We start from the raw sequence: 16,831 nt of genomic DNA, 5'->3' as shown, positions 1-16,831 counted from the left end.
AATCAGCGTACCTTTCGCCCCTGCTGCCCTTGCACCTCAGGGTCCGATTCAGGCAGGGAGGACCCCACGCGCCCCGTGGCGCGTTGATTCTCTGCCGACAGGCCGCGCCAGCTTGAGATGACCGCCGAGACCGACCACGACCTCACACGCGAGCCCGGTGCGGCGCACGAGCCGTCGCCGCGCTCGGGCAGCATTGCGCTGGTGCTGCTGGTGGCCGCCGGCCTCGTCGCCGTCGCCGTCGGACTGATGACGCTCGGGCGGGTGCAGGCGCAGCCCTATATCCTCGGTGTCCTCGCCGTACTGGCGATGGTGGGGCTGTTCAACCTGTTCGCGTTTGCGGCCGGCATCATCCGCTTTGCCGACCGCAATCTCGACGATCCGATCATTCGCCGCATTTCCGATCACGCCTTCGACGGGCTCGCGGTCACCGATGCCCGCGGCCACGTGATCTATTCCAATGCCGCCTATCTGACGCTGACCGGCGCCAGCGGTCCGCAGGACGTGCGTCCGGTGGAACGCGTCTTCATCGGCAACCCCGATGTCTCCGAAGCCGTGTTCCGGCTGCTGAAGGCCGCGCGCGAGGGCAAGCGCCAGCAGGAGGAGGTGCGCATCTCCGGCCACGACGGCAGCCAAGGCCGCTGGCTGCGCATGCGCGTTCGCCCGCTCGGCACTGAAAAGCGCGAGGCGAAATATGCGGTATGGTCGATCGCCGACATCACCCGCGACCGCGAGCGTCAGGAGGACGTGTTCCAGGAGCTCCAGCACGCCATCGAATATCTCGACCACGCGCCGTGCGGCTTCTTCTCGGTCAATCCGGCCGGCGAGCTCGCTTATGTCAACGCGACGCTGGCGAACTGGCTCGACTACGACCTCGCCGAAATCGGTTCGGGCGGCCTCAAGCTGACCGACATCGTCTCCGGCGACGGCGCCTCGTTGCTGACGTCGATCGTGGCGGTGCCGGGCGAGGTGAAGACGGAAGTCTTCGACATCGATCTGCGCATGCGCACCGGCAAGACCATGCCGGTGCGGCTCTATCACAAGCTCGCCTTCGGCGCCGACGGCGCGCCGGGGCCCTCGCGCACGCTCGTCATCAGCCGCGCCCGCGACGAGCGCAGCGATCCCGATCGTGCCGCCGAAGTGCGCTTCATGCGCTTCTTCGACCATACGCCGATGGCGATCGCGACCGTCGACCGCGCCGGCAACGTCGTGCGCGCCAATGCCCGCTACGCCAAGCTCGGCCAGGCGCTGGGGCTCGACAGCGCCTCCAAGTCGATCTTCCGCGCGGTCAATGCGCGCGATCGCCACCTCCTGATCGCGGCCATCAACCAGGCCGCCGAAGGCCAGGCCGACATCGCGCCGGTCGAGGTGGCGCTGGAAGGAACCAAGGAGCGCTGGGGCCAGTTCTTCGTCACGCCGGTCGATTCGGCCGAGAACGACGCGGAAGCCGCCATCGTGCACATGCTCGAGACCACCGAGCGGCGCGCGCTGGAGAACCAGATCAACCAGTCGCAGAAGATGGAGACGGTCGGCCAGCTCGCCGGCGGAATCGCCCACGACTTCAACAACGTGCTGTCCGCCATCATGATGGCGAACGACTTCCTGCTGAACGCGCACAAGCCGACCGACCCGTCGTTCCAGGACATCATGCAGATCAAGCAGAACGCCACGCGCGCCGCGACGCTGGTGCGGCAGCTGCTGGCGTTCTCGCGCCGCCAGACGCTGCGGCCGCAGGTGCTCGACCTCGGCGACGCGCTTTCCGATCTCACCATGCTGCTGCGCCGGCTGATCGGCGAGAAGGTCAAGCTCGACCTCGTCCACGGCCGCGATCTCTGGCCGGTGAAGGTCGACGTCTCCCAGTTCGAGCAGGTGATCGTGAACCTCGCGGTGAACGCGCGCGACGCCATGCCCGACGGCGGCAAGCTGATCATCCGCACCGCCAACGTCTCCACCGACGACGCCGGCAAGCTCGCCTACAAGGGCATGCCGGCGGCGGATTACGTCCGGATCGAGGTCGCCGATACCGGCACCGGCATCCCCGCCGACATCCGCGACAAGATCTTCGAGCCGTTCTTCTCGACCAAGGAAGTGGGCAAGGGCACCGGCCTCGGCCTTTCCACGGTCTACGGCATCGTCAAGCAGACCGGCGGTTTCATCTACGTGGACTCCGAGCCGGGGCAGGGCACCTCGTTCCACATCTTCCTGCCGCGCCATCACGCCGAGCCGGAGGTGCAGGTCGAGCAGCCGGCTGTCGCCAGCGCGACCAATGGCGCCGCGAAGGACGCCGCTGCCGTCGAGGCCAAGCCGCGCACCGATCTCACGGGACAGGGCACCATCCTGCTGGTCGAGGACGAAGAGGGCCTGCGCGCGCTGAACGCACGTGGCCTGCGCTCGCGCGGCTATACCGTGGTCGAGGCCGAGAACGGCGTCGAAGCCATGGAGATGCTGGAGGAGCAGGGCGGGGCGATCGATCTCGTCGTCTCCGACGTCGTCATGCCCGAGATGGACGGACCGACGCTCTTGAAGGCGATGCGGGAGAAGAACCCCGACATCAAGTTCATCTTCGTCTCCGGCTACGCTGAGGACGCCTTCGAGAAGAGCCTGCCCGAGGGGCAGCAATTCGACTTCCTGCCAAAACCGTTCACGCTCAGCCAGCTCGTGGCGGCGGTGAAGGAGACGATGACGAAGCAGGGCTGAGGGCGCGCTCTCGCCGCGCATCTCCGGCCCCGCCGGTAACCCGTAACGACGGTTTCCCCGCCGGATCCGGCCAGATCCCGCCCAATATGGGCTTTTGCCACATCCCCGCGACTGAGGGCCGCAGCCACAAGTTCCGAAACCGGCTTCACTTTTGGGGAAGTCTGCCCATCTTAAGAGCGCGTCCCCATGCCGGGGATTTGGGAAACGAACATGAACTTCTCGCTACGCTCCCGCAATCTCTTCAAGACGCTCGCCGTCATGCTGGCGCTTGCGCTGCCGACAGCGCTCGTCATCTCGTCCGCCGACGCGCGCGTCGGCGGCGGCGGCTCGTCCGGTTCGCGCGGCTCGCGCACCTATTCCGCTCCGCCCCCGACCACGACGGCGCCGGGTTCGGCCTCGCAATTCAACCGCACCTACACCCAGCCGGGTGCAGGCATGAACTCGGCTGCGTCCGCGCCCGCGCGCGGCGGCCTGTTCGGCGGCCGTGCCGGCGGCTTCATGGGCGGCCTTGCGGCTGGCTTCCTCGGCGCCGGCCTGCTCGGCATGCTGTTCGGTGGCGGCCTGTTCGGCGGCCTCGGCGGTCTGTCCTCGATCCTCGGCCTGATCATCCAGATCGTGCTGGTGGTGCTGGTGGTGCGGCTGGCGATGTCCTGGTGGCAGCGCCGTCACGCGCCGCAGGCGGCCTATGCCAATGCCGACGCGGGCGCAGCTTCCGGACCGCAGCCGAACCAGCGCAGCGCGCTTGGTAGTGGACTTGGTAGTGGACTTGGCGGCTTCGGTTTCGGCGCCAATGCCAACAATGCGCCGCTCGAGATCAAGCCGGACGATTACGAGGCGTTCGAGCGCCTGCTCGGCGAAGTTCAGGCGGCCTGGTCGAACGAGGACGTGGCCAAGCTGCACACGCTCGCGACGCCTGAGATGGTCTCCTATTTCGAGCAGGACCTCGCCCAGAACCGTGCGCGGAACGTCGTCAACAAGGTGACCGGCGTCAAGCTCTTGCAGGGCGACCTCGCCGAAGCCTGGCGCGAAGGCGAGACCGACTACGCCACGGTGGCGCTGCGCTTCGCGCTCACCGACAAGACGCTGGACCGCAACAGCGGCACGCTCGTCGCCGGTAGCGAGCAGCCGGGTGAAGTCACCGAGGTCTGGACGTTCGCCCGCCGGCCCGGCAGCGGCTGGGAATTGTCGGCGATCCAGCAGACCAACTGATCGCAAAGCGATCGAACGAGACAGGGCGTCGTGCTTCCTGCACGGCGCCTTTTCTTTTGCGGCCCTGCATCGCGGCATCGGAATAAGCGGGAGCGCAGCGGGTTGAAATCAAGCGGCCAACGAAAAACAACCGACGCCAAACAAAACGGGAGGACAAACATGATCCGTATCAGGAGATCCCTGACGATTTCCGCGCTGGCCGCGGTTCCGTTTGCATGGTTTGCGGCGCCGTCGGCGCAGGCGCAGTCGCCCGACATGACATTCTTCGTGACCTCCAGCGGCCCAGGCAAGGGTGCCGACCTCGGCGGCCTGGAGGGAGCCGATGCGCAGTGCCAGAAGCTGGCTCAAGCCTCCGGCGCCGGCGCGAAGACCTGGCGCGCCTATCTCTCGACGCAGGCCGCCGAGGGCAAGCCGGCCGTCAACGCGCGCGATCGCATCGGCAAAGGACCGTGGCAGAATGCCAAGGGTGCGGTGATCGCCAAGGACGTGGCCGAGCTGCATGGTCCCGCCAACAACCTGACCAAGCAGACGGCCCTCAGCGAGAAGGGTGAAATCATCAACGGCCGCGGCGACACGCCGAACCGGCACGACATCCTGACCGGAACCCAACCCGACGGCACCGCGTTCGCGGCCGGTGACGACAAGACATGCAAGAACTGGACGTCGAGCACGCAAGGTGCGGCGGTGGTCGGCCACGCCGATCGCCAGGGCCTGCGCGACGATGAACCGTCCAAGTCCTGGAACAGCTCGCATCCCTCGCGCGGTTCCGATGGCGGCTGCTCGCAGGCCGATCTGAGGAGCACCGGCGGCGACGGGCTGCTGTATTGTTTCGCTGCGAATTGAACTGAGGCCGACACTCGTTCCGCGCGTCATTGCGAGGAGCTCGTCGAAGGCTTCGGCGGACGAGTCGCTACGCCCGCAATGGCGGCTATGTGGCGCGAGTACTCCGTCTCACCTGACGGAACCTCCGACGGCATGTTACATTAGTTCGCACGTGTTCACGTTCGCGGACCCCTCCCATGACATACGAACTCTATTACTGGCCCGAGATTCAGGGCCGCGGCGAATATGTGCGGCTGGCGCTCGAGGAGGCAGGCGCGGCTTACGTCGATGTCGCGCGCGGAGCGCGCGGGACGGCGGCGATGATGAAGATGATGGACGCGCGCAAGGGCACGCCGCCCTTTGCGCCGCCGTTCCTGAAGGCCGGCAAGCTCGTCATCGGCCAGACCGCCAACATCCTGCTCTATCTCGGCAGCCGCCACGGGCTTGCGCCGAAGACGGAGGCGGGAAAGCTCTGGGTGCACCAACTCCAGCTCACCATCACCGACTTCGTGGTCGAGATCCACGACACCCATCATCCGCTCGGGCCCTCTCTGTACTACGAGGACCAGAAGCCGCCGGCGAAGAAGCGCACGGCCGCATTCTGGGACGAGCGGGTGCCAAAATATCTCGGCTATTTCGAGCAGCTTCTCGACGCGAACGGCGGCATCTATGTTACGGGCCGCCGGCTCACCTATGTCGATCTCTCGCTGTTCCAGATCGTCGCGGGGCTGCGCTATGGCTTTCCCAAGCGCATGAAGGCGTTCGAGACGGACGTGCCGGGCCTCGCCGGCCTGCACGATCGGATCGCCGCGCGGCCCAACATCAAGGCCTATCTCGCAAGCCCGCGCCGCATTCCCTTCAACGAGCAGGGCATCTTCCGCCGCTACAAGGAGCTGGACGGGTAAAGCGTTTTCAAGCGAAGTGGATATCGGCTCGCGTCAAGAAAACGCGCGGTTTCCACGCCGCTCGTGCGCGAAGGGTGTATGGCCGCCTCAGGGCAGCGAACGCCGAGGGCAACAGCGCCGTGGCAAGCCTGATTAGGCCAGCTGATCGATCCGCGTGCCCTGACCCGGCGGCAGCGGCACGGGCGGCTGCGGCTTGTAGGTCGGGTCGGCGTCCCTGGTCTTGGTCTGATCGTCCTGCTGCTTGGTCGTGTCGTAGCTGGGAACCACGATCGCGATCGGCGGCGGTGCTACGGTGGAAACCTTCATCCGCAAATCCTCACATATGGAAACAATTCAGCCTGCGCTGTGAGGAGCGAAGATTCCTTCAAGGCGATCGTTAAAATGCGAGGGATTGCGCGGGGGAATAGGCTGCTCGCTTCATCGACGCTGGATGAGGGCGACGAAAAATCTCTCCCCATCATTGCGAGAAGCTCTCGCGACGAAGCAATCCAGACTGTCTCCGCAGAGAAATTCCTGGATTGCTTCCGCCTTCGCCAAGGCTTTGGCGGACAAGTCGCTTTGCTCGCAATGACGGGGTCCGTGGTGAGCAGCGTCGCGCTACACCTGCACAATATTCGCAGCAAGCACGAAGAAGAGCCGCCGCCTATTCGTCCTTGCCGCGCGTGATCGCGATCGACGCCTCCGTCTTGGTGCGGATGCATTCCATGTTGAGCCGGCGATAGCGCATGCTGACCTTGTCGCCGCGGAGCAGGCCCATGCGCTTCAGGCAGCGTGTCGCGCCCGTCGTGGTGTCGTCCTTGGTCACGGTGAAGACGATCGCGGCCATCGATCCCACCAGCGTATAGAACTCCGGCTTGGGCTTGCGATCACCCTTGGCGTAGAGCTCGATGGAATACTTGTCGCCGCGGCAACTCACGGAGAGCTCCTTGGCCGCCGGATGCGTCATGTAAACGACGTTTGCGGCACGGAAATTCACCTTCAGGCGGTCGACTTGGTTCGCCAGCTCCTTGGCGCTGTCATCGCAGCGGTCGGCCCGGGCCGGCGAGGTGAGGGTCACAAGGCCGGTGATGGCGGCGGCGACCAGGATCGCGCCGCGGACGTTCAGTTTCAATGTCATGATGAAAAGCCCCTTACGGCGCGCATTCAAGCGTCGGCGGACGCCAAGCGCAAGGGCCGGGTCTTTCTTGTTGGCCGGCACGTGATATAAAGAGCACATGAGCAAGGAGCAGGTAAAAGCCGTTCTGGATCGCGTTCTGACTTGGCCGCTCGAGCGCCAGGAGGATGCGGCGAAGATGCTGATGCTGATGGAGTCGCAGGACGAGAGCGTTTACCGGCTCACCGACGAGCAGGTCGAGGAGATTCGCCGCCGCCGGTCGGATCCGAACGCGCGCCGTCTCACGCTCGATGAGTTCAAAGAGCGCCTCAAGCGACGCCTCGGCGAATGAAGGTCGTCATTCACGAGTCGGCGGCTCGTGATCTCGATGAGATTGTTGACTGGATTTCCCAGGACAATCCCCCCGCAGCAGCGCGGGTAGCCGATCGCATCAGGGCGAAGATCGAGCGTCTTGCCGTTTTGGGCCTGCCCAACATCGGTCGTCCGGGCCAGCTTGAAGGAACGCGGGAGCTGGTGGAGGCTCCCTATATCATTGTCTACGCGGTCGATCAGCCAAATCAGCTGATCGACATATTGGCCATCGTTCATGGCGCCAGGGATCGCGAAATCTAGACTCGACCCATGAGCTGGCGGGCGTTCGGGGTGCTTCCCTTTGCGGCAAAAAGGCTTAGAACGCTTCTATGCTGAGAGGCCCGCCAGGGCTCCAAAACCCCGAGATTCACCCATGAACGCCCCGACCGCCTTCCCCGACCAGTCCAAGCCCGTTCCCCCCTACAAGCACACCCCCCTGTTCCCGCTGGGCAAGGACGAAACGCCCTACAGGAAGATTTCGTCCGAGGGTGTCAGGGTCGAGAAGGTCCTGGCCAAGGACATGCTGGTGGTGTCGCGCGAGGCGCTGCGGGCGCTGTCGGAGGCGGCTTTCGGCGACATCAACCATTACCTGCGCCCCGGCCATCTGAAGCAGCTCCGTGCCATCCTGGAGGACAATGAGGCCAGCCCCAACGACAAGTTCGTCGCGCTGGACTTCCTGAAGAATGCCAACATCGCGGCCGGCGGCGTGCTGCCGATGTGCCAGGACACCGGCACCGCCATCATCATAGGCAAGAAGGGCTGCAACGTCATCACCGACGGCGACGACGAGGCGGCGCTGTCGGAAGGCGCGCGCGATGCGTATCTGCGCCGCAATCTGCGCTACTCGCAGGTCGCTCCGCTCTCGATGTATGAGGAGAAGAACACCGCCAACAACATGCCGGCGCAGTGCGAGATCTACGCCGAGGGCGACGATGCCTACAAGTTCATGTTCATGGCGAAGGGCGGCGGCTCCGCCAACAAGAGCTTCCTGTTCCAGGCAACGCCCTCGGTGCTGACCAAGGACCGGCTGCTCGCGTTCCTGAAGGAGAAGATCCTGACCCTCGGCACCGCTGCGTGTCCGCCTTATCACCTCGCCGTCGTGATCGGCGGCACCTCGGCCGAGCTGTGCATGAAGACGGTGAAGCTCGCCTCCGCGCGCTATCTCGATGCGCTGCCGACGCACGGCTCGCCCGACGGCAATGCCTTCCGCGACGTCGAGATGGAGAAGGAAATCCACAAGATGACGCAAAGCCTCGGCGTCGGCGCGCAGTTCGGCGGCAAATATTTCTGCCACGACGTGCGCGTGATCCGCATGCCGCGTCATGGGGCCTCGCTGCCGATCGGGCTCGGCGTGTCCTGCTCGGCCGACCGCCAGGTGCTCGGCAAGATCACTAGGGACGGCGTGTATCTCGAGGAGCTCGAGCATAACCCGGCGCAGTACCTGCCCCAGATCGAGCAGTCGCTCGGCGGCGAGGTCGTCAAGATCGACCTCAACCAGCCGATGAAGGACATACTGGCGACGTTCTCGAAATATCCGATCAAGACCCGGGTCTCGATGACCGGCACCATGATCGTCGCGCGCGACAGCGCCCATGCCAAGCTGCGCGAGCGGCTGGAGAAGGGCGAGCCGCTGCCGGACTACTTCAAGAACCATCCGGTCTATTACGCCGGCCCCGCCAAGACGCCCGACGGCTACGCCTCCGGTGCGTTCGGTCCGACCACCGCGGGGCGCATGGATTCCTTCGTCGACCAGTTCCAGGCCGCCGGCGGCTCGATGGTGATGGTCGCCAAGGGCAACCGCGCACCGGCCGTGCGGGAAGCTTGCAAGAAATATGGCGGCTTCTATCTCGGCTCGATCGGCGGCGCTGCGGCCAATCTCGCCGAACACTGCATCAAGAAGGTCGAGGTGCTCGAATATCCCGAGCTCGGCATGGAAGCGATCTGGCGCATCGAAGTCGTCGACTTCCCCGCCTTCATCATCATCGACGACAAGGGCAACGACTTCTTCAAGGAGTTAAATCTGGGTTGAGGCGGCGTTCCCCGGATGCTGCGTAGGATGAAATGCTGCGCTGCTGATCCGGGGGCCATCGTAGAGGCATGGGTCCCGGCTCTGCGGAGCAGTGTTGCACGCTGCACCGCGTCCGGGACACGCGAGCGAACGCTATCTCATCAGCTGCAATTCGTGACCTGGTTGGAGCACAGCGCGCGCCACCAGCCGCGCACACCGTCGTGGCTCTCGACCAGACCCCAGAAGCCGCTGCAGGCGAGGAGGCGCTTGGGTCCGCCGTCGCCGTCGATCGGGCCGCCGAGCTCGCGCTGCGCCGGCATCCATTGAGCGTCGACGAAGGGGGCCTGGAACAGGCCGCCCGCGCGCGTGCCGCCATTGGCGTAGTTCGCGCCGATCTTGCTCGCCGCAACCCAGCCGCGCCCGGCATAGGGCTTTGGCGCGTTGCGCGGATATCGCTTCTCGTCCTCGTAGTCCTTGCCGGGCGGCCTTGCGCCTTCGATCAGAAACCAGCCGTTCTTGAAGCCGATGATGCGGAATTCGGTGAGCCAGCCGCCGTCGGGCGTGTTCTCGGCGCCGCCCAGTTTGAGCTGGTAGGGCGGCGGCAGCGTGCCGAGCACGCGCGCCGTCGCTGACGGCTCGGCGCGCACGTTGAGCCCGTGTGGATCCTTGTCGATGGACCAGGCGCCGAGACTGCAGGGCTCGGTGCCGTCGGGAAGCGTCCTGCGCTTTCCGGCAAGCTCGGCGTGCAGCTTGGCGAAGTCGCTGTCATCGCGATCGGGATCGCTGCGCGGCTTGATCTCGGCTGACAAGGCGCGTGTCGCATCCGGCGTCAGCGCGACAACGAGGGTCTGGCGTGCGGCGAACACGCTGGCCGGTGTCTTCGGATCATTCGAGGTTGCCGGATAGACCGCGAGATAGCCGGTCGAGCCTTCGGTGCGATACGCAGTGCCGGCAACGTAGCCGGCGGGCACCATGGCGAGCGCGCTTGCGCGCCACGCCGGCCCGGTGTCGTCCGCGCGCGCCGCTTGCGTCGCGACGGACAGGATCGCCGCCGCGATGAGACGGAGCACGCGCATGATGGTGCGCGGCCCTACGCGCGTGAGCCCGTGAACGGGAAGCTGCCCATCGGGCCGATGCCCATCTCGCCGCTCATGCCGTCGCCGGAGACGGTGCCGGTGAATTCGAGCGTAAGCGGCATCGGCTTGTCGATCGAGACCTTCCAGGAGACGTTGTCGCCGGAGACGCTGCCGTCGAAAATCTCGGCGGTATTACCTTCCGCGCCCTGCGTGCCCGTGAGCGTGCCGCCGGCGGCCTTCAGGCTCAGCGTCGCCTGGCGCTCGCCCATCGGCGTCGTCATGGTCAGATTCCAGTTGCCGTCTACGGCCATTCCCGTCTCCCGAACAAATCCAGGCCGGCCGCGACGATCCGCAGCCAGTCCCGAAGTCGAGCCTATAGCCCAACTCGCAGCTCCTGCCTAACCCTCGAATAGGGCATTTAGGCGCGGGCGGCGGCGCGCCGGCGGCTGGTAACGATCAGCCGCAGAACGAAGTACTGCACGGCAAAGGCCAGGATCTTGGCGCCGCCTGCGACCACCATGAGATAGAACGCCCACAGCTTCAGGTCGCCGGTGGCGGCGACCACGATCATGCCAGCGCCGATCACGAACATCAGCACCGCCCAGGCATAGCCCGCAACGGTGACATATTCCGGAACGGTCTCGACGACCATCGGCGGCATGTAGCGCAGCATCCAGCCGCGCTTGAGCATGATCGCGCCGATGGCGAAATGTGCGATCGAGGGTTTTGCCAGCATGAAGCGCGGATCGTTGGTCAGCAGCGTGATACCGCCCAGCACCACGACCAGCGCGAGGCTCGCATAGGTCATGTAGTGGAGCGGTTGTCCCTTGAGGCGCGCGTAGATCACCTGCGCGACCGCGCCAGCAATCGCCACCGCAGTTGCGAGGATCACGTTGTCTGTGACGAGATAGACGGCCAGGAAGATGATAACGGAGAGGAGGTCGGAGGCGAGGCGGGCGAATACGTCCTTCATCGTCATTCCTGTTCAGCGGCGCGGGCAAGGCGCGGACCGGCGCACCCTACTTGATCCGGCGATACCCGGCATATCACTTTGTGAAGACAAGCGCGCTGTTGCGAGATCGCGCAGGGGCCCCAAAAACCGACCGGAACGCCCAGGTCCGGACGCGGCAGCGCGGGATTCGGAACCGTAATAACCAGGGCGGCGCGCTCAAGACGGGGAGCCGTGCCGGTCAACCATCTCTTACAATGTCAAGGCGACGTAAGCGACCTCCAGAAAATGAAGTGCTGCAACGAGCTGGTCGGTCATCTCGTCGATCAATCCTGTCCAGGGCAGGGGCGGCAACATCGGGAGTGTGGCGGCGAGTAGAAAGCCGGCAGCGAGCAGGATGCCGCCTTCGAAGAACGTGAGGCTTCGCCGGCGTAGCCGTATCGCCAGGAATGCAAGTGCGGCGCCCGCCGGGGCGAGGACAGCGACGGATTGCGTGGCGATCGGGAGCATGTGCATCGGGCCTCCTTGATGACGCAATATCCACGGGGATTCCGGGCTCGCGACCGCGTTGCGCCCGGCATTGACGAGGGCTACGCCGCCCCGACCCAATTGCCGTGAAAGCCATCGGGCACGCGGTGGCCGAGCTGCACCAGCGCGACGGGACCCGCCTCGACGTCGGTGGCGTTGAACACCGCGAGGTCGCTGCGATTTTCTCGCGCCCGCCAGACCACCGCGAGCAGCCAGCCATCGGCCTCGGCCGCATCCTTCGCGCGCTCGACGAACACGGGCTCGGAGATGGTGTCGCCGGCCGGCAGCAGATATTGGCCGAGCCGTCTGCCGTTGCCGTCGACGTGGACGATGCCAGAGAGTGCGCCGAACATCGGCAGTTTCGGATTGGCGCAGGCGTACCAGCCGTGACGGCTCTTCAGTCCGGCCCGGCGGTCGTCGATGCGCGGGAATTCGCCGGTGAGGTCGTCCAGATAGGTCTGCTGGAAGCGGTCGGTATTGCCCGAGAGGTCGAACGTCCAGCGGCAGAGGCGTGCGCGCGACTTCTCCGGATCGGTCGGCCGGCCGTCGGGATGCGGAAACAACGGCGCTTGCTCGAACTGCATGACGTCCGCGACGATGCGATTGTCGTCCTCCCACGCGTTCATGACGTGGAAGACGTAGCAGGCTTCGGCACGGAACCAGACGATGTCCTTTGCCGTGCCGCTGCGCTTCATCACGCCGACATAGGCGCCCTTGTCCGGCTCCCAGGCGTAGGGCGGCCGCCCGCTCATGGCGCGCTCCATGCTGCCGGTAACGGGAAGAATCGGAAACAGCACATGGTTCGCGGTGACGATGAAGTCGTGCACCATGCTGGCATAGGGCGCCTCGAACCGTTCGAAGCGCGTCGCCTTGCCGGAAGCATCGACCGAGCCGTAGGAGAGGGCAGGGGTCAACGGACCGGCGGCGTTGTAGCCGAAGAACACCAGCTCGCCGGTGATGGGATCGATCTTCGGGTGCGCCGTAAAGCTGCCGGCGACGCGGCCCTGATAGTTATGATAGCCGCGCGTCGCCAGCGTGCCCGGCTCGATCTCGGTCGGCAGATGCGCCTCTTCCAGCGCGAGCAGCTTGCCGGCGTGGAAGATGATGTTGGTGTTGGCGACGCCGCCGTCGGTGAGATCAGCCGGGGCATCCGGCAGCTTGCGGCCGAAGCCGCCGAACAAAGCGCGGCCGGCGTCGTGCTCGGCAAGCCATTTCGGCGTGCGGACCCAGCGGTTGCGATAGCTGGCGCGTCCGTTCTCGAGGTGGAAGGCGTGCAGCATGCCGTCGCCGACGAACCAGTGCGCGCCGGGCGATTCGAATTGTGGATTGGGGCCGTTGCGATAGAGCGTGCCGTTCAGATCGCGCGGCAATTCGCCGAGGATCTTGAGGAAGGGCGCATCGGCCTCGAACGGGATCGGCGCGATATTGTTGCGGCGCTCGGCGGTGGCGTCGTTTTGCACGGCATATCCCTCCCTATCTTTACATCGTAAAGATCAGATAGCGCCGATCGCCAGGTCGGTCAAGCGAAATCTTTACACTGTCAATATTGCGTCATATAGCTTGCAAATGGCCAAGACCGACACCAAGAGCGAAACCGCGCGAGGCTCGCGCCCCCGCCGAAGCGCGACGCCGATTGCTGCATCGCGACCAACGCGCCGCACGGCGAGCGCGAAGACCGAGACGCCATACCATCACGGCGCCTTGCGTGAAGCGCTACTCCAGGCTGCCGAACGTGTGCTGGAGCGTGACGGGCTCGGCGGCCTGACCTTGCGGGCGGTCGCGCGCGAGGCGGGCGTTTCGCATGCCGCGCCTACCCATCATTTCGGCGATCTCACCGGCCTCCTCAGCGAGCTTGCGGCCGTGGGCTTCCGCCAGTTCAACGCGGCGATGACCGCCTCGTGCGATGCCGCCACCACGCCCCTCGAAGCCGCGCTGGCGCGGCCGAAGGCCTATGTCGCCTATGCGCAGGCTCATCCCGGCATGTACGGCATCATGTTCCGCAGCGAACGTCTCGATTATTCCAGGCCCTCTCTGCACGAGGCGGCCGAAGCTTCCTTCGCAGGACTTGCGAATGCGATCGGCATGATGCGGCAGGAGCAGATCAGCGGCGACGCGCTGACGCTGAATCAGGGCGCCGCCATCGCACGCGCCTGGTCGATGGTGCACGGCTTCACCATGCTGCTGCTCGACGGCCGGCTCGAGGATATCCTCGAGCGGCTCCCCGAGGGGACCACGGCCGAACGGCTGCTCGAGGCGATGCTGACCGCGCCCGTCACGAGCAAACCGCCCGGACACTGATCCATCAAGGATCAACGCAACCCTTGCCGTGATCAGGCGTTGACGCCGCATGGCAAGAACAGCACGCGCTCCCTGGAAACGCGCCAATCCCCGCAAGCGGACAGGGAAGGCTTCCAAGCATCTCAGCCCCGCGCAGAAATCGGCGGCGAAAGCGCGCGCCCGCCGCGCCGGCCGCCGCTATCCCAACCTCGTGGACAACATGCGCTTGGCAGCAAAGAAGACCTCCAGGAAGAAGGCCTCGAAGAAAGCTTCGAAATCGAAATCCTCGAAAGCAAAGAAGACGTCCGCGAGGAAGAGCCGCAAACGCACCGCGAAGAAGGCCAAGTCTCGCAAGCGCAGCGCATCCGCGCGCGAGAAGGATCCGCGCGGCGGCCTGACCGCGGCGGGTCGCAAGGCGTTCGCGCGCAAGCAGGGCGCCGATTTGCGGCCCGGCGTTACCAAGAAAGAGTCGGAGATGACGCCGCAGGAGATGCGGCGGAAAGGAAGCTGGGCCGTACGCTTCTATGGTCGCGCCAAGCTGCCGCCGCTGGTCGATGCAAAGGGGCGGCCGACCCGCCATGCGCTGTCGGCGCATGCCTGGGGCGAGCCGGTTCCGAAAACGGTCGCGGCGGCGCGGCGCATCGCTGCGAAAGGAGAGCGGCTGCTGGCGCGCTATCGGCGAGCCAAGTCGGGAGACTAGCGCATCGTTGCCAGTTCGACGGCGCGGCCGCGCGTGCCGATGATCTTCACCTGGTCCTTGCCGCAAGCGAAGCCGCGGGCGAAATCGTCCGCCGCCTTGCGCGCGAGCTCGTTGGCGGTGGGATTGGCGATCGCATCGACATAGGCGACGTGGCAGACCGGGCCGGGCGGCAGCCGGGTCACGACCAGCATGGCTTTGGTATTCGGCCGTCCCTGCTTGTCGGGATCGCTATTGTCGGCGATGTGCCAGCGCTGGATGATCGCGAACGGCTTTGCGCCCACCGCGCGCCATTCGATCGTGGTCTCCGACGAATTGAACGGTGCGAACCAGGCCTTGGCCGCCGGTTCCTCGGCCGCTTGCTTGCGATTGCGGCCGACCGAGACGATTTCGCGGAGATCGTCCTCGGCAATCAGCACCACGAGGCCGTTCCTGCCCGGACATGCCCTCGTGGTGCTGCCGTCGAGCTCGCTGGCTTTGCCGATCTGGCGGCAATCTTTTGGCGCCGTCGAGGTGTAGGTGCTGCCCAAGGATTGGGCGTCGGCGCAGGTCAGGCCGATGCAGGTCATCAGAACGGCAAGACCTATGCTGGTGCGGTTCATCATGAGGCTCCGCGGCGTTGGGAACTTGGTCCCATCAGACGTCTTGATTGTGGGCAAGGTTCAAACCGGGGCGGGATATACCTGACAGCGCCGCGGAATCGTTCTAGAAGAGCGGCTTCGCTTGGGCTTCTCCCGCCTCGTTCGCGTCCTCATTTTCTCGATCATGCCAGCCATCTCGAACAAACCTTATCGTGTCGGCCGCTCCAAGACCGGACTCGGCCTCTTCGCCACCAAGCCGATCAAGAAGGGCACCAGGATCATCCGCTATTTCGGACCGATCCTGGATTCGCGGATTCCAGCGCACGACGAGATCGAGAACAAGTACCTGTTCGAGCTCAACGGGCGCTGGACCATCGACGGGTCCGTGCGCAAGAATCTCGCCCGCTACATCAACCATTCCTGCCGGCCCAACGCCGAATCCGACGTCCGGCCGCGCGAGCGCAAGGTGTTCATCCGCGCCATCAAGAACATCGAGCCCGGCGACGAGATCAACTACGATTATGGCACCGACTATTTCAAAGCCTATCTGAAGCCGATCGGCTGCAAGTGCGAGTCCTGCGAGAGAAAGCGCAAGAAGCTGCGCGCCGAAGCGCGGGCCGAACGTGCCAGGGGGAAGGCGCGCAGCGCGCGCAAGGCCGAGAAGGCGGGCGCGAAGGGCCTCAAGAGCAAGGCGGCCAAGAAGCTCAACGGTCACGCCGTCGGCAAGGCCCGCGCGCGGGCCTAGCCCCACTCGTGCCGCGGACGCGGCGCAGCGCCCCCGGCGATGCGAAGCATCGTCCGGTGCGGTGCGACGCAGAGCCGGGGTTCATTACAATCTGGGTCCCTGCTCTGCGCCGCGACGCCGAAGCGTTGCAGCGCGTCCGGGACAAGAGCGGCCCTCACGCCGCCGCCACGCTCTCGCTCTTCCGCAATCCCACATATTGCAGCTCGGCGAACACGCCGGTCGCGATCGCCTGCGCCACGACCATGAGCTCGCCGGCGAGGTTCGGCGACACTGCGCCGGACAGCAGCAGGGCGATGCTGCCGACGGTCCAGGCCGCGTTGCCGACCACGACCAGCAGCACCAGCGCCTTCGCTACCGCGGCGCGCGAAGCGAGCCAGCCGACCAGCGCGGCGTAGGCGATCAGGAACAGGCCGGTCTCGCGCAGCAGCGCCTCGGGCAGATTGAAAAGCGCAGCAAACGTGCTCGCGCCGAAGGTGAAGCCGAGGGCGGCGACGCCGCTGAAGACGGCATCGGCGAGCAGGGCGCGGCGGAGGAAGGTGGATGCAACGATCATGGTAGGTCTCCTTGCTTGGGGTGGGGTGGAGTTCACTGCCGTCCGCGCCACCAGGCGCGGAGCAGGCGGGCGAGACGGTAAGGGCAGAGGCTTCTGCCGACGCCGTGCTCGAAGGCGATGACCTGTGCGACCACGTAATCGCCGGTCGAATGCACCAGCGGCTCGGGCACGTTGAGGCTGCGCGCCAGCATGCGGGTCGCGAGTGCCATGGCCCAGGGAACGAGGTGGTCTGCGATGGTCCGGTAGAGCAGCAGCGCGATCATGGTCATCTCCTGTTGCAACAGAAGATGCGCCGGCCCGCGGGCCAATTCGATTACCTCAG

At 65.5% G+C, this 16,831-nt stretch carries 20 protein-coding genes; 10 read left to right on the top strand and 10 right to left on the bottom strand.

From position 1 onward, the window contains the following. The first annotated feature begins 117 nt into the window (after window positions 1–117). The 4 genes from cckA to DCM80_RS06450 all read left to right on the top strand — a co-directional run bounded on the left by cckA (window position 118) and on the right by DCM80_RS06450 (window position 5,630). Window positions 118–2,694, top strand: a complete 2,577-nt coding sequence (gene cckA / locus DCM80_RS06465; RefSeq protein WP_257196235.1) for a cell cycle histidine kinase CckA — start codon at window positions 118–120, stop codon at window positions 2,692–2,694. A gap of 186 nt (window positions 2,695–2,880) precedes the next feature. Continuing rightward, the gene (locus DCM80_RS06460) at window positions 2,881–3,903 is read left to right on the top strand and encodes a Tim44 domain-containing protein (protein ID WP_257196234.1); all 1,023 of its coding nucleotides are present in this window, start codon (window positions 2,881–2,883) and stop codon (window positions 3,901–3,903) included. 159 nt (window positions 3,904–4,062) lie between these two features. Next, entirely contained in the window at window positions 4,063–4,746 is a 684-nt protein-coding gene (locus tag DCM80_RS06455; protein WP_257196233.1) for a lectin, read from the top strand. A gap of 176 nt (window positions 4,747–4,922) precedes the next feature. Next, the gene (locus tag DCM80_RS06450) at window positions 4,923–5,630 is read left to right on the top strand and encodes a glutathione S-transferase (protein WP_257196232.1); all 708 of its coding nucleotides are present in this window, start codon (window positions 4,923–4,925) and stop codon (window positions 5,628–5,630) included. Between the two features lie 132 nt (window positions 5,631–5,762). Here DCM80_RS06450 and DCM80_RS06445 read toward each other — a convergent pair whose 3' ends face one another. Together DCM80_RS06445 and DCM80_RS06440 are read right to left on the bottom strand one after the other, a co-directional pair. Next, on the bottom strand, window positions 5,763–5,936 hold the full coding sequence (locus DCM80_RS06445; protein ID WP_196236045.1) for a hypothetical protein: 174 nt from the start codon (window positions 5,934–5,936) through the stop codon (window positions 5,763–5,765). A 337-nt stretch (window positions 5,937–6,273) separates the two neighbouring features. Further along, the gene (locus DCM80_RS06440) at window positions 6,274–6,747 is read right to left on the bottom strand and encodes a hypothetical protein (protein WP_257196231.1); all 474 of its coding nucleotides are present in this window, start codon (window positions 6,745–6,747) and stop codon (window positions 6,274–6,276) included. A 97-nt stretch (window positions 6,748–6,844) separates the two neighbouring features. On the opposite strand from DCM80_RS06440, the gene DCM80_RS06435 reads away from it, so the two are divergent. The 3 genes from DCM80_RS06435 (at window position 6,845) to DCM80_RS06425 (ending at window position 9,124) form a co-directional block, all read left to right on the top strand. Next, complete coding sequence (locus tag DCM80_RS06435; RefSeq protein ID WP_257196230.1) at window positions 6,845–7,075, top strand: hypothetical protein; 231 nt, start codon at window positions 6,845–6,847, stop codon at window positions 7,073–7,075. After that, window positions 7,072–7,356 (top strand): type II toxin-antitoxin system RelE/ParE family toxin, encoded by a 285-nt coding sequence (locus DCM80_RS06430; protein ID WP_257175489.1) that lies wholly within the window; start codon window positions 7,072–7,074, stop codon window positions 7,354–7,356. The genes DCM80_RS06435 and DCM80_RS06430 overlap by 4 nt, the downstream gene beginning before the upstream one ends. Before the next feature lie 112 nt (window positions 7,357–7,468). Continuing rightward, window positions 7,469–9,124, top strand: coding sequence for a fumarate hydratase (locus DCM80_RS06425; protein WP_257196229.1), 1,656 nt, complete (start codon window positions 7,469–7,471; stop codon window positions 9,122–9,124). 140 nt (window positions 9,125–9,264) lie between these two features. Here DCM80_RS06425 and DCM80_RS06420 read toward each other — a convergent pair whose 3' ends face one another. The 5 genes from DCM80_RS06420 to DCM80_RS06400 form a co-directional block, all read right to left on the bottom strand. Then, on the bottom strand, window positions 9,265–10,179 hold the full coding sequence (locus tag DCM80_RS06420; protein ID WP_257196228.1) for an SH3 domain-containing protein: 915 nt from the start codon (window positions 10,177–10,179) through the stop codon (window positions 9,265–9,267). Window positions 10,180–10,193: 14 nt separating this feature from the next. Further along, entirely contained in the window at window positions 10,194–10,490 is a 297-nt protein-coding gene (locus DCM80_RS06415) for a hypothetical protein (RefSeq protein ID WP_257196227.1), read from the bottom strand. Between the two features lie 107 nt (window positions 10,491–10,597). Next, on the bottom strand, window positions 10,598–11,152 hold the full coding sequence (locus DCM80_RS06410; RefSeq protein WP_257196225.1) for an inner membrane-spanning protein YciB: 555 nt from the start codon (window positions 11,150–11,152) through the stop codon (window positions 10,598–10,600). 228 nt (window positions 11,153–11,380) lie between these two features. Further along, window positions 11,381–11,638, bottom strand: a complete 258-nt coding sequence (locus tag DCM80_RS06405; protein ID WP_306594638.1) for a hypothetical protein — start codon at window positions 11,636–11,638, stop codon at window positions 11,381–11,383. Between the two features lie 80 nt (window positions 11,639–11,718). After that, on the bottom strand, window positions 11,719–13,116 hold the full coding sequence (locus DCM80_RS06400) for a carotenoid oxygenase family protein (protein ID WP_257196223.1): 1,398 nt from the start codon (window positions 13,114–13,116) through the stop codon (window positions 11,719–11,721). A gap of 106 nt (window positions 13,117–13,222) precedes the next feature. On the opposite strand from DCM80_RS06400, the gene DCM80_RS06395 reads away from it, so the two are divergent. Both DCM80_RS06395 and DCM80_RS06390 read left to right on the top strand, forming a co-directional pair. Further along, window positions 13,223–13,954 (top strand): TetR/AcrR family transcriptional regulator, encoded by a 732-nt coding sequence (locus DCM80_RS06395; protein WP_257196222.1) that lies wholly within the window; start codon window positions 13,223–13,225, stop codon window positions 13,952–13,954. A gap of 49 nt (window positions 13,955–14,003) precedes the next feature. Next, complete coding sequence (locus tag DCM80_RS06390; RefSeq protein WP_257196221.1) at window positions 14,004–14,633, top strand: DUF6321 domain-containing protein; 630 nt, start codon at window positions 14,004–14,006, stop codon at window positions 14,631–14,633. On the opposite strand, the gene DCM80_RS06385 is transcribed toward DCM80_RS06390, so the two are convergent. Next, entirely contained in the window at window positions 14,630–15,235 is a 606-nt protein-coding gene (locus DCM80_RS06385) for a hypothetical protein (protein WP_257196220.1), read from the bottom strand. The genes DCM80_RS06390 and DCM80_RS06385 overlap by 4 nt on opposite strands. 160 nt (window positions 15,236–15,395) lie before the next feature. Between DCM80_RS06385 and DCM80_RS06380 the strand changes: the two genes are divergently transcribed. Continuing rightward, window positions 15,396–15,956 carry an SET domain-containing protein gene (locus DCM80_RS06380; protein ID WP_257196219.1) on the top strand — a complete coding sequence of 187 codons (561 nt, stop codon included), beginning with the start codon at window positions 15,396–15,398 and terminating at the stop codon, window positions 15,954–15,956. Between the two features lie 154 nt (window positions 15,957–16,110). On the opposite strand, the gene DCM80_RS06375 is transcribed toward DCM80_RS06380, so the two are convergent. Both DCM80_RS06375 and DCM80_RS06370 read right to left on the bottom strand, forming a co-directional pair. Then, entirely contained in the window at window positions 16,111–16,509 is a 399-nt protein-coding gene (locus DCM80_RS06375) for a hypothetical protein (protein WP_257196218.1), read from the bottom strand. Between the two features lie 32 nt (window positions 16,510–16,541). Next, window positions 16,542–16,772, bottom strand: a complete 231-nt coding sequence (locus DCM80_RS06370) for a hypothetical protein (RefSeq protein ID WP_080672242.1) — start codon at window positions 16,770–16,772, stop codon at window positions 16,542–16,544. Window positions 16,773–16,831: the final 59 nt, after the last annotated feature.

The organism is Bradyrhizobium sp. WBOS08 (assembly GCF_024585125.1).
GTDB classification, from domain to species: Bacteria; Pseudomonadota; Alphaproteobacteria; order Rhizobiales; family Xanthobacteraceae; genus Bradyrhizobium; species Bradyrhizobium japonicum_B.
The sequence above is the reverse complement of the archived record's forward strand: the minus strand, read 5'-3'. Positions and strand labels throughout refer to the sequence as shown.